General features: G+C 33.3%; 20 protein-coding genes. 9 read left to right on the top strand and 11 right to left on the bottom strand.

Annotated elements, in window-relative coordinates:
- Position 1: 1 nt before the first annotated feature.
- Both FUA24_RS02480 and FUA24_RS02475 read right to left on the bottom strand, forming a co-directional pair.
- A complete protein-coding gene (locus tag FUA24_RS02480) occupies positions 2-1,669 on the bottom strand; it encodes a peptidase domain-containing ABC transporter (RefSeq protein ID WP_148539926.1) in 1,668 nt (555 codons plus the stop codon).
- The gene (locus FUA24_RS02475) at positions 1,629-2,342 is read right to left on the bottom strand and encodes a TetR/AcrR family transcriptional regulator (protein ID WP_148539925.1); all 714 of its coding nucleotides are present in this window, start codon (positions 2,340-2,342) and stop codon (positions 1,629-1,631) included. The genes FUA24_RS02480 and FUA24_RS02475 overlap by 41 nt, the downstream gene beginning before the upstream one ends.
- Before the next feature lie 223 nt (positions 2,343-2,565).
- Here FUA24_RS02475 and FUA24_RS02470 point away from each other — a divergent pair, with 223 nt between their 5' ends.
- The 3 genes from FUA24_RS02470 to FUA24_RS02460 all read left to right on the top strand — a co-directional run bounded on the left by FUA24_RS02470 (position 2,566) and on the right by FUA24_RS02460 (position 5,343).
- Positions 2,566-3,315, top strand: a complete 750-nt coding sequence (locus tag FUA24_RS02470; protein WP_148539924.1) for an SDR family NAD(P)-dependent oxidoreductase — start codon at positions 2,566-2,568, stop codon at positions 3,313-3,315.
- Positions 3,316-3,405: 90 nt separating this feature from the next.
- Positions 3,406-4,443 (top strand): flavin monoamine oxidase family protein, encoded by a 1,038-nt coding sequence (locus tag FUA24_RS02465; protein WP_148539923.1) that lies wholly within the window; start codon positions 3,406-3,408, stop codon positions 4,441-4,443.
- A gap of 36 nt (positions 4,444-4,479) precedes the next feature.
- Positions 4,480-5,343 (top strand): AraC family transcriptional regulator, encoded by an 864-nt coding sequence (locus FUA24_RS02460; protein ID WP_148539922.1) that lies wholly within the window; start codon positions 4,480-4,482, stop codon positions 5,341-5,343.
- Positions 5,344-5,346: 3 nt separating this feature from the next.
- On the opposite strand, the gene FUA24_RS02455 is transcribed toward FUA24_RS02460, so the two are convergent.
- The 8 genes from FUA24_RS02455 to FUA24_RS02420 all read right to left on the bottom strand — a co-directional run bounded on the left by FUA24_RS02455 (position 5,347) and on the right by FUA24_RS02420 (position 14,333).
- A complete protein-coding gene (locus FUA24_RS02455) occupies positions 5,347-6,048 on the bottom strand; it encodes a sulfite exporter TauE/SafE family protein (protein WP_148539921.1) in 702 nt (233 codons plus the stop codon).
- Positions 6,049-6,236: 188 nt separating this feature from the next.
- Positions 6,237-6,683, bottom strand: coding sequence for a FixH family protein (locus tag FUA24_RS02450; RefSeq protein ID WP_148539920.1), 447 nt, complete (start codon positions 6,681-6,683; stop codon positions 6,237-6,239).
- Positions 6,684-6,870: 187 nt separating this feature from the next.
- Positions 6,871-8,295, bottom strand: a complete 1,425-nt coding sequence (gene ccoG, locus FUA24_RS02445) for a cytochrome c oxidase accessory protein CcoG (RefSeq protein ID WP_148539919.1) — start codon at positions 8,293-8,295, stop codon at positions 6,871-6,873.
- An 81-nt stretch (positions 8,296-8,376) separates the two neighbouring features.
- The gene (locus FUA24_RS02440; protein WP_148539918.1) at positions 8,377-9,288 is read right to left on the bottom strand and encodes a cbb3-type cytochrome c oxidase N-terminal domain-containing protein; all 912 of its coding nucleotides are present in this window, start codon (positions 9,286-9,288) and stop codon (positions 8,377-8,379) included.
- The gene (locus FUA24_RS02435; RefSeq protein WP_148539917.1) at positions 9,285-9,470 is read right to left on the bottom strand and encodes a CcoQ/FixQ family Cbb3-type cytochrome c oxidase assembly chaperone; all 186 of its coding nucleotides are present in this window, start codon (positions 9,468-9,470) and stop codon (positions 9,285-9,287) included. Before FUA24_RS02435 ends, FUA24_RS02440 begins: the two co-directional genes overlap by 4 nt.
- A gap of 18 nt (positions 9,471-9,488) precedes the next feature.
- Complete coding sequence (gene ccoN / locus FUA24_RS02430; protein WP_148539916.1) at positions 9,489-11,681, bottom strand: cytochrome-c oxidase, cbb3-type subunit I; 2,193 nt, start codon at positions 11,679-11,681, stop codon at positions 9,489-9,491.
- Between the two features lie 2 nt (positions 11,682-11,683).
- On the bottom strand, positions 11,684-11,878 hold the full coding sequence (ccoS, locus tag FUA24_RS02425) for a cbb3-type cytochrome oxidase assembly protein CcoS (RefSeq protein WP_148539915.1): 195 nt from the start codon (positions 11,876-11,878) through the stop codon (positions 11,684-11,686).
- Between the two features lie 79 nt (positions 11,879-11,957).
- Positions 11,958-14,333 carry a heavy metal translocating P-type ATPase gene (locus tag FUA24_RS02420; RefSeq protein WP_148539914.1) on the bottom strand — a complete coding sequence of 792 codons (2,376 nt, stop codon included), beginning with the start codon at positions 14,331-14,333 and terminating at the stop codon, positions 11,958-11,960.
- Between the two features lie 165 nt (positions 14,334-14,498).
- On the opposite strand from FUA24_RS02420, the gene FUA24_RS02415 reads away from it, so the two are divergent.
- From FUA24_RS02415 to FUA24_RS02390, 6 genes are all read left to right on the top strand, one after another.
- On the top strand, positions 14,499-15,701 hold the full coding sequence (locus FUA24_RS02415; protein ID WP_148539913.1) for a PAS domain-containing sensor histidine kinase: 1,203 nt from the start codon (positions 14,499-14,501) through the stop codon (positions 15,699-15,701).
- Complete coding sequence (locus FUA24_RS02410) at positions 15,698-16,747, top strand: response regulator (RefSeq protein ID WP_148539912.1); 1,050 nt, start codon at positions 15,698-15,700, stop codon at positions 16,745-16,747. Before FUA24_RS02415 ends, FUA24_RS02410 begins: the two co-directional genes overlap by 4 nt.
- Before the next feature lie 89 nt (positions 16,748-16,836).
- Entirely contained in the window at positions 16,837-17,631 is a 795-nt protein-coding gene (locus FUA24_RS02405; protein ID WP_148539911.1) for a universal stress protein, read from the top strand.
- 33 nt (positions 17,632-17,664) lie between these two features.
- Positions 17,665-18,342 carry a Crp/Fnr family transcriptional regulator gene (locus FUA24_RS02400; protein WP_148539910.1) on the top strand — a complete coding sequence of 226 codons (678 nt, stop codon included), beginning with the start codon at positions 17,665-17,667 and terminating at the stop codon, positions 18,340-18,342.
- Between the two features lie 89 nt (positions 18,343-18,431).
- Positions 18,432-19,559, top strand: coding sequence for a vWA domain-containing protein (locus tag FUA24_RS02395; RefSeq protein WP_148539909.1), 1,128 nt, complete (start codon positions 18,432-18,434; stop codon positions 19,557-19,559).
- Positions 19,560-19,583: 24 nt separating this feature from the next.
- On the top strand, positions 19,584-21,044 hold the full coding sequence (locus FUA24_RS02390; protein WP_148539908.1) for a MoxR family ATPase: 1,461 nt from the start codon (positions 19,584-19,586) through the stop codon (positions 21,042-21,044).
- A gap of 96 nt (positions 21,045-21,140) precedes the next feature.
- Here the strand turns inward: FUA24_RS02390 and FUA24_RS02385 are convergent, their stop codons facing one another.
- On the bottom strand, positions 21,141-23,543 hold the full coding sequence (locus tag FUA24_RS02385) for a TonB-dependent receptor domain-containing protein (protein WP_148539907.1): 2,403 nt from the start codon (positions 23,541-23,543) through the stop codon (positions 21,141-21,143).
- Positions 23,544-23,714 lie beyond the last annotated feature (171 nt).

Raw genomic sequence — 23,714 nt, 5'->3', positions numbered from 1 at the left:
TTTATACGTTTTTAATAGTGGCTTTACCTTTTTTTAATAAAATGTGCTGATTACACTTCTCTCTCCAGTTTTTACTTGTACTTACAACAACGAGTGCCCAAGGTTGGTTTTCATCAGTTAAGTAGTTAATTATACTTTTCATTTCTACTTGATTAAACCTATCTAAAGGATCTTCTAATAAAAGAACTTTTGGTTCCTTTATTATGGCTCTTGCAAGAATTAACTTTTTTGAAATTGTATATGAAAGTTTATTGCCTTCTGCGCCAATAATGGTATCCAGACCTTTTGGCTGTTCTTTTATAAATTCGGTAAGACCAACTTTATCGAGTACCTCATAAATTTTTTGATCTTTAATAGAGGTATTGCCAAAGGTTAGGTTGTCTTTAATGGTGCCTTCAAAAGGAGTTTCTTCAGAAAGCGACATTCCTAGATGCGATCTGTAATAATTAGGGTTAATATTATTAATAGAATAATTGTTTATGTAAACATTTCCGGAGGTAGCTTCATTTATACCAAGAATAATGCGGAATAAAGCCGATTTTCCTGAGCCACTTTCACCATTTACCAAAATTCTACTTTTCTTATTTATTTTAAGTGAGATATTAGATAGAATGGGCTTTTCTCTATCTGGTACACTATAAGAAACATCATTTAATTCTATGTTTAAACCATCGTTAAACATTGGTAATCCTCCTTCTTGATTTTCAAGATCTTTATCTACAATCTGCCCTATTTTTTCTATAGAGGTTAAAATATCGTAAAACGACTCAAGACCCAAAATCAATTTTTCTACAGATGCAATAACCAAAAGGATAATGATTTCTGCGGCTACAAACTGACCAATGTTCATTTCTTGTCTAAGTACCAAAGCACCACCAATTAATAGTAAGCTAGCGGTTACAATAACTTTAAAGCTTATCATTTGTATAAACTGAAGTACTAAGATCTTAAAATGACTTTCTCTGGATTTTAAATAGTCTCCTACTAAATCATCATTTTTATTAACACCTAAATTGGTGCTACCAGAAAGTTTAAAACTAACAACTGTACGCGCAATCTCTTGAATCCAATGCGCTACTTTATATTTGTTTTTAGACTCTTTTAAACTAGTGTCTAAACCTTTTTTGGCAGTAAATTTAAAAACTACAAATATGAGCAGGAGCAACAGAATACCAAATATGATGAAAAATGGGTGGTAAAACGATAGTAGTAAAAGTGCAAATGCAATTTGTAATACTGCTGAAGGTACATCTATAAGTATTTTAGATAATCCTTTTTGAATGGTAAGTGTATCAAAAAATCTATTGGCTAACTCTGGCGGATAAAAGTTTCTAAGTTCCCACATTTTTATTTTAGGGAATCGGTAGCTTAGTTCGAAAGACGACCTAATAAAAATACGTTGCTGTATGGTTTCAATAATACGCAGCTGCATAAGTTTAAGAAGCCCTGAGAAGGCTACACCCAAGGTCACCAAGACTACCAAAACAACCCAAGAGGTTGAAATTTGAGCGCCTTGTATTAGGGTGATAATAGCCTGAATACCTAAGGGTAATGAAAGGGCTACTAAACCATCAAAAATTGCATAATAAAAGATTTGAAAGATGTCTTTTTTCTCTAACTGAAGCAAGTTAATTAGACGTTGCCAAGGAGTCATTGGAGGTACTGCCATGTGTATAGTTTAAAACGTTAGATATTAGGTTTAAATAAAACTCAGACGGAGCAACAGTGTTGTTGCAATCTGTAATTGATGAAAAATGGTCTTTTAAAAAGTGTTGATGTAAACTGCCTTCTAAAATGGTACTTGCCAAACTAAGTGCATACTTGTAATTAGGGTTAATGTCTTTAATCATGTCACTAAGCCTATAAACAATACGTTTGTAGATTACAAAATATCCATCTTTGTTTTCTTGATCTACTTCCTTTGTTAGAAAGGATTTTGAGTTTTCATTAATAATAATCTTATTTAAAACTATTTCGTTTATGTGGTTAAAGTTGGCGTCTTCTTTAGTTTTTCTGGTAACAATTTTAATGGCTTTATATAGTTTTTCATTTGGGGTTAGGTTATGTGTTTCAATAACTAACTGATACTCTATCCAAGCCCAATACCAAGAAGATAAATAAAGCAATAATTTGTGTTTGCTTTCAAAGTATCTATAAATAGAGCTTTCATTAGAGCCTATTAAAGCTCCTAACTTTTTGAATGTAAAAGCTTCAAAACCAATGTCGTCTATTAATAGGATACTATGTTGTACTATACGCTTGCCCAAATCTGAAGATTCTGGGTCTTTAACGTAAATTTTTTCGGGTACAACTATTTTTAAATTTGATAGTAATCTATCCACGGTTAATATATTTAGTTGCTAATTTAATAGTAATACTATCAAAAAAGAAAATAAAACTATTGGTTTTTCTAATATTATCTATAAATTAATTTTATACTTATGGTGGTTTTGCGCTTCCAGGAGTTACTTCCGTTTCCTAAAATTACCATACTTTATCCTTTATTTACTGTGCTTAAAGTTCAATGCGGGCTTAATTTTGCCCAATAACTTTAATAAAAATAAAATGAAAAAGAGAGCATTAATAATAGGCGGGAGTAGTGGTATTGGAAAAGCAACCGCGCAGAATTTGTTAACCGAAGGTGTAGAAGTTCATGTAGTTGGGACTAACCTAGAAAAATTAGAAGCTTTTAAAAATGCATCTGGAGACCATCTTCATATTCATAAAACTGATATTACAAATAGTACGGATGTACTATCTTTAAACGAAACAATTAATCAGTTTGATAACTTGGATTATTTAGTAAATGCATCTGGTGTATTTGGACCTAAATCGTTCTTAGAACATTCGGTTGAAGATTACAACAAATACCTAGATTTAAATAGAGGGTTCTTTTTTATAACACAAGCCGCGGCAAAAAAAATGAAGGATTCAAAAGGAGGAGCAATCGTAAATGTAGGATCAATGTGGGCAAAACAAGCTGTTAAAGCCACACCTTCTTCTGCATACTCTATGCAAAAGGCTGGTTTACATAGTTTAACGCAACACTTGGCAATGGAATTGGCGGATTATAAAATTAGGGTAAATGCTGTTTCTCCTGCAGTAGTAGAAACACCTGTTTATGATAGCGTGTTTGGTGGAGAGAAAGAAGCACATGATGCTTTGCAAAACTTCCATGGGTTTCATCCAATTGGAAGGAATGGAAAACCTCAAGACGTAGCCAATACAATAACGTATTTGCTGTCTGATAAGGCGTCATGGGTTACTGGTGCTATTTGGGATACAGATGGGGGTGTAATGTCAGGTAGAAATTAGTGAAGAGAACAAGGTGAGGTAAAAGCATGATTACACATAATCATGCTTTTTTAAAAGAGTTATAATTATAGATAAAAATGATAGGTAAAATTGAAGTCTAAATATATAATCATAGGAGCTGGTGTTTCTGGTTTAGTATCGGCCTATCAATTATTCATGAGAGGAGAAGCAGACTTTGTAATCCTCGAAGCAAGAGATCGCATTGGGGGGCGCGTAATCACCCAAAATAATATTGATTTAGGAGCGGTATGGTTTCAACAAGGACATAGAAATGTTGTTGAACTGCTTAAACATTTAAATCTTGGAAAGTTTAATCAATATGCTTCGGGAAAAAGCATTTTGGTATACAATACAGCGGCTCCAGCTCATTATTTTGAGAGCGATCAAACTCAGCCTTCTGCATATCGTATATCGGGAGGTACTGTAAACTTAATAGATAAACTAGCAGCACATATAATAGATAAAATAAAACTAAATACAGTTGTTCAAGACATTAAAGAAGTTGAGAATAAGGTTCAGGTTTTAACTAAAAATGGCGAATTTTTAGGAGAAAAACTAATAGTTACTTTACCACCAAAGTTGGCTGTTAAATTAAAATATATTCCAGAATTGCCCGAACACTTAATTAACACTATGCTTAAAACGCACACCTGGATGAGCAATGCAATAAAAGTTGGTATTAGTTACGAAAGGCCATTTTGGAGAGAGCAGTCCTTTTCAGGTACTATTATTGGGCAAATAGGGCCAGTAACGGAATTGTATGATCACGTGAATGCAGATGAAACAAATTTTAGTTTAATGGGGTTTGTAAATGAAGGACTTAGAGATGTTTCTCCAGAGAATAGAAAGGAACGCATTTTAAGCTACCTTGAAACCTATTTGGGACCACAAGTAAGGCATTATACAAATTATATTGAAAAGGATTGGTCTCAAGATGTTTTTACTAGTTGTGAAAATTTAAAGTCCTTATATATGTCTCCCCAATATGGAGCTTCGGTGTTTAAATCTTTTTACATGAATGATAAACTGTTTTTTTCAGGAACGGAAACTTCACCAGTTTTTGGTGGGTATTTGGATGGCGCTGTGTATAGTGGGGTAAGAGCGGCTAACTACGTTCTTGATAATTAAAGTTAACTTTGTTTATAACGTATGTATAGGTAACCAATGAAAGTAGAGCAATATCATCTTCATAAAGAACATCCCGAAAAATTACAATTTGAGATTTACGATTTAGAGCCGTATTTACTTAAAAGTGGAGAACATGCTACAATACCTCATACACATAGTTATTATCAAATAATATGGATATATAACAAAGGTGGTGTGCATTATGTAGATTTTAATTCCTATAACATAGAAAACAATACAATCTTTTTTATTTCAAAAAATCAAATGCATTATTTTGATAAGAATGCAAACCATAAGGGGCTTATAATTCATTTTAATGAGCATTTTTTAATGCATTCGGATGTTGAAATATTTTTGAAATACACGATTTTTAATAATCAACGAAAACCATTCCGAGTTTTAGGAGATGAATCAACAGATCTGGCACATTGTTACTTAAAATTAATTAGAACAGAACTATCCAATAGAAAAGAGTTTGGTTATAAGCATGTTATTAGAAACTTATTGAAGTCTTTGCTTGTTATTCTTGAACGTGCACATAGTAAAACTAATGACCAATTTGTAAAATTTAATAATTCTTATGAATTACAATATTTTCAGTTTAGAGAGTTTTTAGAAACGCACTATACAAAGAATTATTCGGTTGCAGATTTTGCGAACAAACTTAATATGTCTACCAAGACTTTGAATACCATTACAAATAAGGTAGTTTCTAAGACGCCTTCTCAGCTAATATCGGAGCGTATTATTTTAGAGGCAGAACGTTTACTATCCTTTACAGATCTAAAAATAAATGAAGTAGCCTACCGTTTGGGTTTTGAAGATCCATCGTACTTTGTGAAATACTTTAAGCGTCATGTAAAAAAATCGCCATCGGAGTATAGAGCTCTTTTGGGATAGTTTTTAATGGCATTCAATAGAGCTATTCACAACATCTTGTATTGGAGCTGGAGAAATATATGGAATACCAAGACCTAAGCCTCTTATAATAAACAAAGCTCCGATTATAACTACAAAAACAGGGATCGCTTTCTGAATTTTTTGTCTGGCATTACCTTTTAAAAAATGACTTGCATAAATGGCAGTAGTCATTAGTGGTATTGTTCCAAGACCGAACAAAAGCATGTACAAACTTCCTTGAAGTGCATTTCCGCCAGTAATAGCGCCAAAAACAGCCATATAGACCAATCCGCAGGGTAAGAAGCCATTTAAAAAACCAATAGTTAAAAAGGTATCTGCAGATTTTCGTTTTAAAGCACCGCCTAATGCAGTTTTTACTTTAGAAATTAATCTGTAGATAGGTTTAGAAATGCTGTAGCTATTTAATTTTTGTTGTGGAATTAAAACAAGAAGAATCATAATAACACCAATAGCAATAGATAATTGCTGTTGAAAACCAAATAGGTATAAGCTTTTACCAATGAGGCCAAACACCAAACCAATAAGACTGTAGGTTAATAATCGGCCTATGTGATAAGCTGTTATTTGAGAAACTTTTTTAAAATTGTTTGATCTGTCTACAGGCAACATAAAGGCAATTGGCCCGCACATACCTATACAGTGAAAACTGCCCAACAAGCCTAAAACAAATGCAGATGCTAACATAACTTAAGTTTTTTAGTTACAAGATTTTCAATATATTGTCTTATAACTTTTATGTTAAAATACCATCTAGCAAACGGGAGTCAGGTATGAGCAAATGTGGATTAGACTATGAAAATGGCACTTTCATAATCTAGTTGTTTGCTAGATGGTTTATTTACATGAATAAATATTCTTTATATTCTAATAAATTAATACTCTAGAGATTCTTTAAACAAATAAGAATTTCCGTTAACTTGCCAATCGATCTTAATGTTCCAGCGGCCACCTACCAAACGGGAGTCAGGTATGAGCAAATGTGGATTAGATAATGAAATGGTACTTTCAAAATCTAGTTGTTTGTTAGATGGCCTGTATAGGAACACTTTTCCTGTTATTGTCTTATAATCTATATTACTCGGAAATTCTATTAGTAGTCCTTCCGCGGTTTTCTTATACACTATATTTTCGCTTAACTGTTTGGCATTCTTAAGCTTATTAATATCGTTTTGATATGCTAATTCTTCAGCATAATAATCTTCTGTAACTAAGTCATGATCGTATTTGTCATCAATGTTCATAGTTACAATGAAATACATTATAAAGGAGATGAATCCTATAAATGCTAAAACAATTCCTGTTGCCCAGTTAAGTTTCATAATTCCAAAATTTTATTATCCTGAAACTTTTTCAGGATTGTTTTCCTTTTTTTATTTATGCACTTCAATATTGTGTTTAAAACACAATGCGTGCATAGCTTTTTTTGGTTATGGTTGTAAGGTTGATTGTTAGGAGAAATTATTTGTAATTTCAATCATTACCTTACAACCAATCGCCAACCAAAAACTATTTATAACTTCTAGGGCCTAAAAAATTTGCCGTACAGGTTTCGATTAATTCGTCACCTTCATAAACCCCTATTTTAATTTTATTTCTATCGCCACTTAATGCGGCATTGTTTATTTCAATAAATAAAGTACCTTCTGCTATACCTTGCTTTGGTACAATAAACTCACTACTCGTTGCTACTAATCTTAATGAACCCTTATGAGACATTAATTTAAGTGTAACATCTTCAATATCTTTAGTTGTTTTATTTACCAGTTTATAAGTAAATACATTGCTAATGATGTTGTTTTCTTTATGTTCATATAATTGCCCTGGCAATCTTAAAACATTAGCTTCTACTTCATTTCTTAAGAATAACATACCTGTTAAAATACCTACCAAAATGGTAAGCACAGCAACATAACCTTTCATTCTTGCTGTGAGCTTAAACGGAACTTTGTTTTTTATGTTTTCTTCACTAGCATAACGTATTAATCCTTTAGGTAGATTAATACTGTCCATTATATGGTCACATTCGTCTATACACGCGGTACAGTTAACACATTCTAATTGTGTACCGTTTCTAATGTCAATACCCGTAGGACAAACATTTACACATTGTAAACAATCTATACAGTCTCCATGACCAAGAGCAGCTCTGTCTTCGTTCTTTCTAAATTTCTTTCTACCACTGGAGCCTTCTCCACGTTTATAATCATATGCAACTACAACAGATTTAGTGTCAAGAAGTACACCTTGTAATCTTCCATAAGGACAAGCAATAACACAAACTTGCTCTCTAAACCATGCAAAAACAAAGTAAAATACCGCTGTAAATATTAGCAGAGGAATTAGTGTGCCCATATGGCTAAAAGGCCCATCAATGATGTACTGAATTAAGCGATCTCCTCCAATTAAGTAAGCCAAAAAGACATTGGCAATTATAAACGAAATGAGTAGGAAGATCGTGAATTTTAGTCCTTTTTTTCTGATTTTTTCCGCATTCCAAGGTTGTCTGTTTAAACGCATTTGTTTTCCCCTGTCGCCTTCAATCCAATATTCAATGCGTCTAAAAACCATTTCCATGAAAATGGTTTGCGGACAAATCCACCCACAAAAAATTCTTCCAAAGGCAACTGTAAATAAGGTAATGAATACCACCCCAATTATCATTGAAATTACGAATAAGTGGAAGTCTTGTGGCCAAAAAGGAAAGCCGAAAATGTTAAATCTGCGTTCTAAAACATTAAAAAGTAAAAACTGGTTACCTCCAATTCTAATGAATGGAGATGCTAATAGAAATAATAATAAACCGTAGCTAACAAGTTTCCTCTTGTCATAATATTTGCCGCTAGGCTTTTTTGGATACACCCATGCACGTTTACCTTCTTCGGTAATTGTACTAATGGAGTCTCTGAATATTTCGTTTTCTGGTGTTTCCAATTGTTTTTACTTTAAGATTCCCTTTGCCTTTATCTAGCAAAGGGAATCTACATGAATATTTAGTTAGTCACAGTTTTGCGTTTATTCTGTTGTTTCTGTGGTTGTCTCTTCAGTTGCGTTTTCATCTACCCAAATATCGCCTTCTGGTGCTTTAGGGTTTGCAGGTGTTGTACCTTGTAAACTAAGCACGTAACTAGCAACTTGAGCAATTTGAGATGGTTTTAATTGTGCTTTCCAAGCAATCATACCTTTACCAGATCTACCACCTTCAGAAACTGTTTTAAATACATTTTTAATACCACCACCTAGAATCCAGTGTTGGTCGGTTAAGTTAGGACCAATACCTCCGCCACCATCTGCCATATGACAGGCCACACAGTTAGTATTAAACACTTCCTTACCAGCGTTTAAATCTGATGCATCGGTTAATAAAGTCACCGTATTAATATCTACTAAATCTTTGGCTGTTTTTTTGTATTCTTCAATGGCAGTTTTAGCTTCAGCTAATTCTGTTTCTAACTCGTCAATTTGTCCTGGTCCATCAAGAATATGGAATCTTACCAAGTAAATAGCGGCAAATACAATAGAGATATAGAACCCCCATAACCACCAAGGAGGAAGGTTGTTGTCTAACTCTCTAATGCCATCGTAATTATGATCTAGTACAATTTCGCCTTCTTCTTCAATTGGTTTTTGATCCAAAAGCTTATTATACGTTTTCTTAAACCAAGTAAACTGATATGATTTTTCTTTGTCGGCTAAAAAACGCGCTTTTGCTTCTTCATCCATTTTGTGAAGCATTACATTTTCTAGGGCACCAACAATAGCTTCAATAGCTATTAAGATTAGCAGTACTAAAAATAAAAATAGTAGTACTACAGGATATTCAATAAATGCTGGCTTCTCACCAGAGTCTATAAAGAATTCTACAACTCCGAAGATGATGAAGAATACTACGGGTACTCTTACCCAAGATGGAAATAACTTTCTCATAATGTATCGTCGTTTTGGTTGTCTAATGGAATATTACTAACTGTTTTTATGTAGTCTTTTTTAGCGGTTACAACCCACCAAAACAGTGCTACAAAAAAGATAAAAAAGATTAATAGGGAGATGATAGGGTAGATTTCTACTCCTGTAATACTCTCCATATGGTTTTTTACAAATTTTAACATAGTCTCAAGTTTTGATGGTTATTGTTGAGCCGTTTCAACTTTAATATCTGTACCTAAACGTTGTAGATAAGCAATTAAAGCCACAATTTCTCTGTTTCTCATTTCAACAAACGCTTCACCATTTTCTGCTGCATACTTTTTGTTTGCTTCATAGTTCTTCGCAAAATCAGGATCTGAATATAAGTTCTTCTCAATCTGAGTACCCTGCTCTAACATACTTTGCTGTGCATTGGCAATATCTTCATCTGAATATGGTACACCTAAAGACACCATAGTTTTCATTTTAGCCTCTGTTTGAGATTTATTAAGGGTACTTGAAGATCCCGTAATTAACCAAGGGTAACGTGGCATTATGGAACCAGATGATGTACTTTGTGGGTCATACATATGATTAAAGTGCCAGTTATCTGAGTATTTACCTCCTAATCTATGTAAATCTGGTCCTGTACGCTTACTACCCCAAAGGAATGGATGGTCATAAACATACTCACCTGCCTTAGAGTATTCTCCATAACGTTCTACTTCACTTCTAAATGGACGAATCATTTGCGAGTGACATCCCACACAACCTTCACGAATGTAAATATCTCTACCTTCTAACTCTAAAGGTGTATATGGTTTTACACTGGCTATAGTTGGGATATTAGATTTAACCATTATGGTTGGTACTATCTGAATAATTCCACCTATCAAAATAGCAACGGTTGCAAGAATAGTTAATTGAATAGGTCTTCTTTCTAACCAAGTGTGCCAACCTTCGTTTGCAGTACGTTTTTTAGTAACTACAGAAAGTGCAGGTGCTTCGGCTAATTCATCTTCAACTTTGCTACCACTTCTTACAGTAACTATAATGTTGTAAACAAGAATTAGCATACCAATTACATACATGGTACCTCCAATAGCACGCATCCAGTACATTGGTATAATCTCTGTTACTGTTTCTAAGAAGTTACCATAAACTAATGTTCCATCTGGGTTAAACTGTTTCCACATACTTGCTTGTGTAAACCCAGCAACATACATTGGTAGTGCATAAATGATTATACCTAAAGTACCTAACCAGAAATGTAAGTTGGCCAAAGGAGTAGAATGTAATTTCGTTTTAAACAACCTTGGTACTAAATAGTAAATCATACCAAAAGCCATAAATCCGTTCCATGCTAATGCACCAACGTGCACGTGGGCAATAATCCAGTCTGTAAAGTGAGCAATAGCGTTTACATTTTTAAGAGATAAGGTTGGCCCTTCAAAAGTTGCCATACCATAACCTGTAATAGCTACTACCATAAATTTTAAAACGGGGTCTGTTCTAACTTTATCCCAAGCACCACGAAGTGTTAATAAACCATTTATCATACCACCCCAAGAAGGCATTAATAGCATTACAGAGAAAGTAACTCCTAAGTTTTGCGCCCATTCAGGTAAAGCTGTGTATAATAAGTGATGTGGTCCTGCCCAAATGTATATAAAGATTAAAGACCAGAAGTGTACAATAGATAATCTGTATGAGTATACAGGTCTATTAGCAGCCTTAGGAACAAAGTAATACATTAAACCTAAGAACGGTGTTGTTAAAAAGAAAGCCACCGCATTGTGCCCATACCACCATTGTACTAAAGCATCTTGTACACCTGCGTATACCGAATAACTTTTCATGGCACTTACTGGCAACTCTAAACTATTAAAAATATGAAGAACAGCTACAGTTACAAAGGTGGCTATATAGAACCAAACCGCAACATATAAATGACGTTGTCTTCTTTTTAATATGGTCCATATCATGTTTACACCAAAAACAACCCATATTAACGCAATTGCAATATCTATAGGCCATTCTAATTCGGCGTACTCTTTTGATGTGGTATATCCTAATGGTAAAGATATGGCCGCCGCTACAATTATGAGCTGCCAACCCCAGAAATTAATGTTACTTAGAAGGTCACTTGCCATACGAGTTTTTAACAAACGCTGCAACGAGTAATAGATCCCCGCAAACATTGCATTCCCCACGAACGCAAATATTACAGCGTTTGTATGTAATGGTCTTAATCGTCCAAAACTAAGCCATGAAATGCCATCGGTAAGGTTTGGGAATAAAAACATAAATGCAAGTAGTAGACCTACGAGCATCCCAACGACCCCAAAAACTATTGTGGCATAAATGAACTTTTTAACGATTTTATTATCGTAATGAAATTGTTGCATTTCCATAATTAGTTGTTAATCTTTTTTTTGGTTAGTACTGATTTATTTGATTTTTCTTTGATTATTTCGTCCTCAAAAAGCATTCTTACAGAAGGGGTGTAGCTGTCATCATACTGTCCACTTTTAACAGCTAAAATGAAAGCTATAAAGAAGCCAACAGCTACAACTATACTTATAGCTAATAAAACATATATAACACTCATACCTAATTGAAGTTATGGGTCAAAAGTACTTTCAACCTTTTTTTAATAAAATGACATTTGTCATGTTTCATTTGTAATCTTATTTCAGTTTCCTGCCAATAATGTTTGTGCAAATTGTAGTGAAAATCACAATGCTAATAGAACTTAAAGGCATTAAAATGGCTGCAACTACTGGGGCTAATTGTCCTGTAACTGCGAAATAAAGTCCGATAATGTTGTAAATAAAAGAGAGTACAAAACTCCATTTTATAATCTTTATGGCGGACTTTGATATTTTTAAATAGTTGATTAATTCATTGAATTTAGAAGCGTCTAGAATAGCGTCACAAGCGGGGGAAAATATGTTTACATTTTCTGAAATAGCAATGCCAACGTTACTCTGTGCTAAAGCACCTGCATCGTTTAATCCGTCTCCAATCATAAGAACGTTGGCACCTTCTGTTTGATGATGTTTTATATACTCTAATTTATCTTCGGGCTTTTGATTAAATAGTAATTTTGTTTTAGAAGGGAGTAGCTTTTTTAGGTTGTCTTTTTCACCTTCATTATCACCAGATAAAATTGCTAAATCATAATCTGTTTTTAACGTGTTAAAGAGTTTAGACATGCCTTTTCTGTAGGCATTATAAAATGTAAACTTACCTTTATATTGGTTATTTGTACTTACATGAACCGCTGTGTTTAATGTAGCTGTTTCTTTTGTATGACCAACAAAAGGTGCTGATCCAATTTTTATGTAATCTTGGTTGTGTTTGGCCTCAATACCCTTTCCGGTATGTTCTTTATAGGTATCTAGTGTTACAATATTATGATCACTTAAAAGCTCGTATAACGACCTACTTAATGGGTGATTAGAGCCTCTTAAAGTACTTTTTAATAAGCTTTCTTCTTCTAAAGAAAGTGCATCTCCCACATAAGTTATTGATGCGTCTTTGTTTGAGGTTATAGTCCCGGTTTTGTCAAAAATTATCGTGTTAATTTTTGCTAATTGCTCAATAACGCTGGCATTTTTTAGATAGAATTTCTTCTTTCCTAAAATGCGTAAAATATTCCCAAAAGTAAACGGAGCAGATAATGCAATGGCACAAGGACAGGCAATTATTAAAACAGCAGTAAATACATTTATAGCTTTACTAGAATCTACTAAAAGCCAATATGATGTGGCCACTAGAGCAATAAGTAAAATAGTAATAGTAAAGTTTTTGCTTATACGATTGGTAAGTGTCGTAAAGGCCGTTTCTTTGTCTTTTTTAAACACATCGTTGCTCCAAAGCTGTGTTAAGTAACTTTGTTCAACAGAGTTTAAAACATCTACTTCTATATTTCCGTTTACTTGTTTACCGCCGGCAAATAACTTATCTCCAGATTGTTTGCTAATTGTTTTAGATTCTCCAGTAACAAAACTATAGTCTATTCTTGCATTACCATGTATTAGGATGCAATCAACTGGGATTAGTTCTTCGTTTCGTATAAGTAATCTATCGCCTTTTTTAATATCATAAACTTGAATAGATGCTTCTTTTCCATCTGAAGTGATTTTGGTTATGCCAATGGGGAAATAAGATTTATAATCGCGTTCAAAAGATAAAAAGGTATACGTTTTTTGCTGGAAAAATTTACCAACTAACAAAAAGAAAATGAGTCCTGTTAAGCTGTCAAAGAACCCTGAGCCCGCATCTAACATAATCTCAATGCTACTGCGAATAAATAATACTGCTGCTCCTAAGGCTATTGGCACATCAATATTTAAAATTTTTGATCTTAGACCTTTAAATGCAGAAATAAAGTAATCTTGAGCCGAATAAAAAACTACAGGTAAGCTATAGGCAAACATTAGCCATCTAAACAAATGTTTGTACTGTTCTAGCCAATACTCGCCAACCTCAAAATACTCGGGAAATGACAAAAACATAACGTTCCCAAAAGCAAACCCTGCTACACCCAATTTGTAGATTAATGATCTGTCGGTTTTCTTTTTACCAACGTTGTAATCTTCTAAACTTATATAGGGTTCATAACCAATGCTGCTTAAGAGAAGCACTAATTCTTTTAGGTTAATCTTTTCAGAGTTAAATGTAATTCTTGCAGTCTTCTTTCCAAAGTTCACAATAGAAGCGCTTACAGCTGGATGCAATTTGTTGAGGTTTTCTAAAATCCAGATACAGGAACTACAATGTATGTGAGGTATGTATAGATTTACAATTTGAATATTATCATTATTAAATTCTAAAAGCTGTTCAATAATCTTTTCATTTTCAAGAAAATTGTATTTACCAGCTACCTCTTTTGGTGTTGCACCAGGCGCGTTTTGTAAATCGTAATAACATGTTAAATCGTTTGCAGAAAATATTTCGTAAACGGTTTTACAGCCATTACAGCAGAATGATTTATCGTCGTAAGTAATGTTTGCAGAAGTTGCATCTAACCCACAGTGGAAACACGTTTTATGTTCCATAATTTATGCTCATTTATACCTTGTGCAAAGGTGAGCGGAAAGTGAAAATTAAAATATGATAATTGTCATGATTTGTATATTTTTACTAGGCAGTAAAAAAGCAGATACATTTTTGTAACCCCTTTTATTACTGGTTTTTAACCTTTTTAACTACTAAATTTAATAATGTTTCAGAGCGGTAAAGGTGTGTTTGATACTCTTTTTGAAGCTGTTTCAGAAGGTGTTTTGGTCGTAAATAAAAATCAACAAATAATATCTATTAACAAATCTGTTGAGAGCATGTTTGGTTATACTAAAGATGAATTGCTTAACGAACATTTGGAAATATTGATTCCTAAAAAGTATCATCCAAATCATGGAGCCCATTTTAGCGGGTATATGAAACATCAGGAAAAACGGCAAATGGGTAGGGGAAGAGATTTATTTGGCGCTCATAAAAATGGAAAAACGTTTCCTGTTGAAGTTGGTTTAAATCCGTTAAAAGTAGATGGCGAAACATATATAATGGCGTTGGTTATTGATATTTCAATACGTAAAAAACAAGAAGAAGAACTCCATGAGCTGAATAATGAACTTGAGAAAAAAGTAGCCGAAAGAACTGAACAATTAAGTGCTACTGTAGACGAGCTTAAGGAAGCCCAAAATAAAATTAGTAATGCGCTTAAAAAGGAAAAAGAGCTTAATGAGTTAAAAACAAAGTTTTTGTCTTTAGTGTCCCATGAGTTTAAAACACCTTTGAGTGGTATTTTAACTTCAGCCATGTTATTGGGCAAATACAAACTATCTGAGCAACAAGAAAGGCGAGATAAGCACATTAAAACGATATCAGATAAAGTGCATTATCTAAATAACATACTGAACGATTTTCTTTCTATTGAAAAATTAGAAACAGGTAAAATAAATTACAAATACAGTTCGTTTAGACTAACCAAAGTTGTAGATGAGGTTATTTATAATGCGAATATGCTTTTAAAAGAAGGGCAAAATATAAATTACCCTAAGAATATAGATGAATTGTCTTTGTTTCAAGATGAGAAAATAGTTGAATTAGCTTTGAGTAATTTGGTGCATAATGCCATTAAATATTCACCAGAAAACTCTAATATAGATATTAAAATAGAACAAGGTGAAAGCTATACTAGGTTTGAAGTTAAAGATAGTGGTATAGGTATTCCCGCGGCAGATCAAAAGCAAATATTTAATCGTTATTTTAGAGCTGAAAACGCATTATTATCTCAAGGGACAGGAATAGGGCTTAATATTGTTAAGAGTCATTTGAATAACTTGGGCGGTAATGTTAGCTTTGTAAGCGAAGAGAATAAAGGCAGTACATTTACAATAAAACTACCAAATAAAGCCAATTCATGAAAAGAATACTTTTAATTGAAGACGATGTAATTTTAAGAGAAAATACCTCCGAACTATTGGAGTTGTCTAATTACGAAGTAACAACTGCTCCAAATGGAAAAGTAGGTTTACAAACAGCTCTTGAAATACTACCTGATATCATAGTGTGCGACATTATGATGCCAGAGCTTGATGGTTATGGTGTTTTAGAGGGGCTTTCTAAAAATGAAAGCACAAAGTACATTCCGTTTATCTTTCTTTCTGCAAAAACTGAACGTAAAGATGTGCGCAAGGGAATGGATTTAGGGGCAGATGATTATATCACTAAACCTTTTGAAGAAGAAGAGCTTATAAGCGCTATAGAGAGTAGGTTAGCAAAAACTTCTATTCTGCAAGATATTAGAGAAAAGAAATCTTATGAAACAGAGGATGAACAGGGCATAAGAAACCTTAATGATTTAAAGAATTTTTTCGATGATAATGGTAAGACCTTTAATTTTAAAAAAGGTGCAACAATTTATGAAGAAGGACAACATTCAAATTATATCTATCTAATAGCAAAGGGGCTAGTTAAGTGCCATAAATTTGATGATCAAGGTAAAGACCTTACAACCGCGCTACATAAAGAAGATGATTTGTTCGGATATACGTCATTTACCGAAAATACTACTTACAAAGAAACAGCAGCTGCAATACAAGATGTTGTTTTATTGGGGATTGCCAAAAATGAATTTATGGAAATCATTAAAAGCAATCATAACATTACATTAGACCTTATTCAACTATTAAATGAAGATTTAGTTGGTGTTAAGGATCAGTTGCTAGAAATGGCTTATAGTTCGGTTAGAAAGCGAACAGCCACTACCATTTTAAAATTCGTAGATAAATTGGGGAAAAAACCAGAAGAGTTTATTAGAATTTCAAGAAATGATTTAGCAGGCGTTGCTGGCGTAGCTACCGAGAGTTTAATAAGAACGCTTTCTCGTTTTAAAGATTTAGGTATTATTGAAATTGAAGGGCGAAATATTAAGGTTTTAGATCTGCAACAACTAAAAAAAGTAGAATAATACCTCTTCATAAATTCAAATTCTGATATTGGTCATATTTAGGTTGTAGTTATACATCTATTTTTGCATGTAGAGCAATATATGTGAGAATGGAGAACATTTTAATACCAACAGATTTCTCAGGAAATGCGTGGAATGCAGTAGAGTACGCGGTTAATTTTTTTGAAAATTCAACCTGTAACTTCTATATTCTGCACGTTTGCTCTTCTAATGAATCTGAAGATGATAGGAAAGCATGTGAACAGAAAATAAAATCTCTCTTAGCCAAAATAGATGAGCAATTTCCTAAGAACCCTAAGCATAAATTTTTTAGTTTAATAGATAGTGGTTATTTAGTGAATTCTGTACGCAATAGGGTAGATAAAAATCAAATCAATTTTATTGTAATGGGCACCAGAGGAAGTTCTGGGCTAAAGAATACACCAATAGGAAGTAATGCTGCAAATGTTATTACAAAAGTGAGGTGTGCTACTGTTGTGGTTCCAGAAAATGCCAAATATTCTTCTCTTAAAGAAATTGCCTTCCCTACAGATTTTCTTTCGGTTTACTCACCCAAAACACTAGAGGCCATAACAAATATAATAGAAGCTAATAAGGCCTCTGCCAGGGTATTACATATAAAAAATAAAGAAACAGATCTCAATGAAGATCAGCAAAGAAATAAAGAATTATTAGGTGATTATTTAGGAACAAATAAACATAGTTTTCACTTTTTAGCAAACAACCAAATTGAAAATCAGGTGCAAGATTTTGTAGAAAAACGCAAGATTAATCTAATTACGATGTTGGCCAAAAACTTAAGCTATTTTGAGAAGATTTTATTTGATCCGAAGTTGTCAAAAATTAAGTACTATACAGACATTCCATTTTTAGTACTGCATTAAAACTTTCAGGTAGTTTTATTAAAATCGAATATTATGGGCAAATGTGAGCAATGTATAATAAAGCAGTTTAACTCTCTTAAATCACTTACTAAAAGTGAATTGATTAGAATTTCTGGGTGCAAAACATCAAGAGTTATAAAAAAAGGTGAAGTCATTTTTGAAGAAGGTGATGTTCTAAATGGTGTTTACTGTGTAAGAGATGGTATCTGTAAACTCACAAAGTTGAGTGAAAACGGAAAAGATCAAATTGTAAAAATGGTTGTAAAAGGCGATTTACTTGGTCAACGATCTGTGGTGAGTAGTGAACGTTCTAATCTAAAAGCAACGGCTCTTAATGATATGGAGGTTTGTTTTATACCAAGAAGTGAGATTTTAAAAGACCTTCATAAGAATCCGGAGTTTACATTTGATGTCCTTAGGAATATGGCTAAAGACCTTAAAGAAGCAGATGATGTTATCGTTAATATGGCACAGAAATCTGTTAAGCAGCGTTTAGCAGAAACTTTAATTTACATTCATGATAGTTTTGGTGTAAACCCAGATGGAACCTTAAGTGTCTTATTGTCTAGAGAAGACTTTGCTAACATAGTAGGTACCGCAACAGAATCTGCAATAAGAGTATTATCCCAGTTTAAAAGAGAAGGCCTAATTTCAACGGTAGGGAAGCATATTAAAATCCAAAATATAGAAGCTCTTAAAAGAGTGGAATAGAAACTTTTTATAATTGGTTGTTAAACTAAAGCTAAATCCAATAGTGTCACACTAAATGTTCCATGAAATTGTAGTATTTTTATAATGCTATGAAGTCCACAAACACATTTAGAAAAGGCTTTGTGTTTAAAAAATACGAAGCACCTTATCAATCTCCCTTTGATAAACTATTTGAGATATTCAAGGAATTAATTACGCATACTTCTGGAGATTTTGATGAGGCCATAGACTGGTTAAGAGAACTAGATAAAGAATATAAGCTTACTACGCCAGAGTATACCATTGATGACTTTATTGAAGATCTTAAAAAGAAAGGGTATTTAAGAGAAGAAATTGACCCTAATGGAGAACCCTCTTTAGCAATAACAGCTAAGACAGAACGTGCTATTCGCCAACAAGCCCTAGATCAAATATTCGGAAAAATAAAACGTAGCGGACAAGGTAATCATAAAAGTAAATCACCAGGTTTAGGCGATGAGCATACCGGAGACTTTAGAGGTTATCAATTTGGAGATTCTTTAGATAAAGTATCCTTGACCGAAAGTTTAAGGAATGCACAGATTAATCATGGTATTTCAGATTTTACCTTATCAGAAAACGATTTGGTAGTTGAAGAAACACTTCATAAATCGCAAATGAGTACGGTGCTTATGATAGATATTAGCCATAGCATGATTTTGTATGGTGAAGATAGAATTACTCCAGCAAAAAAGGTAGCTATGGCGCTTGCAGAACTCATTACTACAAGATATCCTAAAGACACTTTAGATATTTTGGTTTTTGGAAACGACGCATGGCGCATTGAGATTAAAGATTTACCATATTTAAAAGTGGGACCCTACCATACCAATACTGTTGCTGGATTAGAATTGGCTATGGATTTATTGAGACGAAAGCGAAACACGAATAAGCAAATTTTTATGATAACCGATGGTAAACCCAGTTGTTTGCGTTTACCCGACGGACAGTATTATAAAAACAGTATGGGCTTAGATGAGCATATCGTAAACAAATGCTATATGATGGCACAACAAGCCAGAAAACTGCATATTCCGATTACAACTTTTATGATAGCTAGAGATGAATATCTTATGCGATTTGTTAGAGAGTTCACTTATGCTAACCAAGGAAAGGCCTTTTATACAGGAATAAAGGGACTAGGAGAAATGATTTTTGAAGATTACGAAACTAATAGAAAAAAGAGGATTAAAGGATAAAAAATAGCTAAAAGCTAAACAGGTATGAGAGATATAAAAACTTTAGGAGACTTAAAAAAAATAGGATATCAACCTAAGTCAATAAAAGACGAATTAAGAGATAATCTAATACTTAAAATAAAAAATAAAGAGACGACATTTGAAGGCGTTCATGGTTATGAAAATACCGTAATTCCAGATTTAGAACGAGCCATATTATCGCGGCATAATATTAATTTACTCGGGTTACGCGGACAAGCAAAAACGCGTTTAGCACGTTTAATGTTGAATCTTTTAGATGAATACATTCCTGTAGTTGAAGGCTCCGAAATTAATGATGATCCTTTGCAACCAATTTCCAGGTATGCCACGGAATTGATTAAAGAAAAAGGAGATGATACACCAATTTCTTGGTTGCATAGAAGCGATCGTTTTGCGGAAAAATTAGCAACACCCGATGTAACCGTTGCCGATATTATTGGAGACGTAGATCCAATTAAAGCAGCTAATTTAAAATTGAGTTACGCCGATGATCGTGTAATTCATTACGGTATGATTCCTAGGGCTAATCGTTGCATTTTTGTAATTAATGAATTGCCGGATTTACAAGCTAGAATTCAAGTGGCGCTTTTCAATATTTTACAGGAAGGCGATATCCAAATTAGAGGGTTTAAGTTACGATTGCCTTTAGACATGCAATTTATCTTTACTGCCAATCCAGAAGATTACACGAACAGAGGAAGTATTGTAACACCTTTAAAGGATAGAATTGGCTCTCAAATTTTAACGCATTATCCTGAGGATATTAAAACTGCTAGATTAATAACTGAACAAGAATCTAATTTAGTTGAAGGTCAAAAACAAAGTGTTTATGTGCCAGAATTGGCGAAAGACTTATTGGAACAAATTGTTTTTGAAGCTCGAGATAGTGACTATATTGATGCTAAATCGGGCGTAAGTGCACGTTTAAGTATTACGGCCTTTGAAAATTTGTTAAGTACCGCCGAACGAAGGGCTTTAATTTCTGGTGAAGATAAAACCTTTTTACGTTTAAGTGATTTTATAGGCGTTATTCCCGCCATTACAGGTAAGGTAGAATTGGTGTATGAAGGCGAACAAGAAGGCGCTGCCTTTGTTGCTATGAATTTAATTGGAGAAGCAGTGAAGAATTTATTTGTTGAGTCTTTTCCGAAAATTGAAAAGTTACAAAGACAAAACCAAGAAACGCCTTATGACCAAATAGTATCATGGTTTTTTAATCAAGAAGATGGCGTAGAATTGTTAGATGATTTAAGAGATAAAGAATACCAAACTATTTTAGCCAGTATTACACCACTTGATGATTTGTTAGGTGAGTATCTACCAAATTTAAAAACTGAAGATAGCTTCTTTGTAAAAGAGTTCGTGCTATGGGCACTGGTAGAATACAAGTTATTGAGTAAACAACGCTTTGCCGAAAGTACTCAGTTTAAAGACCCTTATGGGAGCTTTATTAGTGGGATATAAAAAATAAAAAGGAAGCCAATTGGCTTCCTTTTTCGTTTCTAATAGTAAACGTTAACTATTCGTTGATTGATTGATTGATGATAGTTTATATAACCGTTAACCTCCAATTCTATTTTTCTCATCTTCTAACCCTGTTTTTCGTTTTCGGGCTTTTTTAATGTCATTACTTCCTAATTTATAGCTAAGATTAAAACGGATTTGTCTGCTGTCTCCACCACCATCTCCATTGATTATTAAATCTCCAAATTGTGTGTCGCCACGCCATGGTGAGGTGAAGAATACATCATTAAAACCTAATCTAGCAGTAATTTTATCGTTCATAAATTTCTTTTGAAAAGCTATATTGAGTGAACCTAAACTTTTGGTTTGATAAGTACCACCCCAAATAGATGGAGAACTATACCAACCAGATACCTCGGCTCTAAATCCTTTTGGTAATTTGAATGTGTTTTGAGCATAAAAACTTAATGTATTTTGCGAAATTGGAAGGAAGTCTGGATTAGTGGCTTCAAAAATACTTCTGTACGCATTTGCACTAACATATATGCTCCACCATTTGTTAAAACTAGTTGGATAGCTTATGCCAAGATTAATAATCTTCTGGTTAGCAACATTTCTGGTGGTTAAGAAGTTCTGATTTTGACCAACAGCTTCAGTTATTTTTGCAAAATAGTCTTTTATAAAACTATAACTTATTGAAGTGGTTAAACGATAATTGAAGGTATGTGATAGTTTAATATTGTCGGTATATTGAGGTTGTAAAAAAGGATTCCCCTTACTAAATGATAACTCATCAATTTTATATTCAAACGGATTTAAACTTGCATAATTTGGTCTTTGAATACGTCTACTATAATTTAAAGCAAAGGCGTTTTTTTGATTTAATTGATAGGTTATCCCTCCACTAGGAAACCAATCGGTATAACTTCGTTTTACACGATTATTTTGATCTTCTTGTAAGCTTACTAAAACGCCATCAGATTTTGTGTTTTCCATACGTAACCCGAACTGTAGATTCCATTTTTTAAGCTTGTAGCTATAATTAAAATACAGTGCATTTATGTTTTCGTCATATTGAAAATCATTGGTACGCTCCATATTTAAAATATCTTGTCCATTTACACGATCATAAAAATCAAACGTATTGTCTGTTACAACTTTTGAAAATTTACCACCAATACTTAACTTTCCTTTAAATAAGTCTTGTTCGTAATCAATTTTGCTGGTAAATAGATTGATGTCAATGGGTGTTACCATAAAATTTATGACTTCGCTTAAAACTTGTGATTCACTACCATCAAAATATTGATTAGGTTGTAAATTTTCTCTATCACGAGCATACTTTCCAAAATCTACATCAATATTTAAAGCGGTATTATTGGCTCCTTTAAGTTTATAGTTAAAGTTAGCGTACAAGTTAGATACATTATTTTCGGTGTCACTTTCAGCAATTAATACTTGATTTGGGGTTGTGTCTCCTATAGGTGTTATTGGTGTACGGGAATCGGAATAAGAGGCATTATCTGAAAAATTACCTGAGACAATAACACCAAAAGTAGATTTTTTACTTGCGTACCAGTCAAAACCAAACCTGGCATTATTATTTAAGTTGTCTAATATTGTTTCAGTTCTAGCGTCAAAAGTGGTGTTATTTTGTTGCCTAAAAAGATTAATAAAGCTTAGGCTTTCTCCAAACCTATTACTAAAAGTACCATAAAAATTGGTCTTTTTACCTCTATTGTTAAAGGAGGCAGAATTATTCATTCTGGCAAATTCTCCATAAGTTAAGCCCGAGGCTATTGTACCATTAGTCCCTAAACTTTTATCACGTTTTAGCTTAATGTTAATGATACCTGCATTACCTTCAGCATCGTATTTGGATGATGGTTGGGTAATTATTTCTATGGCTTCGATATCACTAGACTGTATACTTTTTAAGTAATTGGTTAGATCTTCACCTCTAAGAATAGATGGTTTATCGTCTATATAAACTAGTACGCCAGTTTTTCCTTCAACAATGACATTATCACTATTGTCAATAATTACACCAGGTGCTTTTCTTAATAATTCGAAACCAGAATCACCAGTAGCATTTATTGTATTTTGTATATTAAAAACTGTTTTATCAGCCATAACTTGCACCATTGGTTTTTCGGCAGTTACCACAACTTCCTCTAAATCTTCCGAAGCAGGAATTAATTTAATAGCTCCAAAATCTTTAACATTAGAAAGTTTAAAAACATTAGAATTGAACGGTTGAAACCCTAAACTTGTTATAGTTAATATATAATCGCCTTTGGCTATATTTTTAATAAAAAAATTGCCATCATCATCACTTAAAGATGCCTTTATGAAACTTGATTTATCTGAATTATAAATGGAAATAATGGCTCCAGGAATAGGTTGAAGGTTTTCATCTACCACGCTACCTGTAATATTAGATTGAGCCATAGTAATAGAACAGATAAGTGTTGCAATAATTTGAATAATAGTTTTCATGTTGATTGAATTTTGTCTGTCAAAGATGAAAACTAAGTGTATGTGGTGCACGTCATTACAGACCGATGAACCTATGTATCGACGAATTGGAATGTCCATTTAGCTGTAAATAGGTCAACTCGTCGGAAAGTCAAAGCCAAAAAAATATACTAACTTTAAATTTGTTGAAAA

Source organism: Seonamhaeicola marinus, assembly GCF_008085455.1.
Note: the sequence above shows the minus strand (reverse complement) of the source record. Positions and strands in the feature narration are given on the sequence as shown.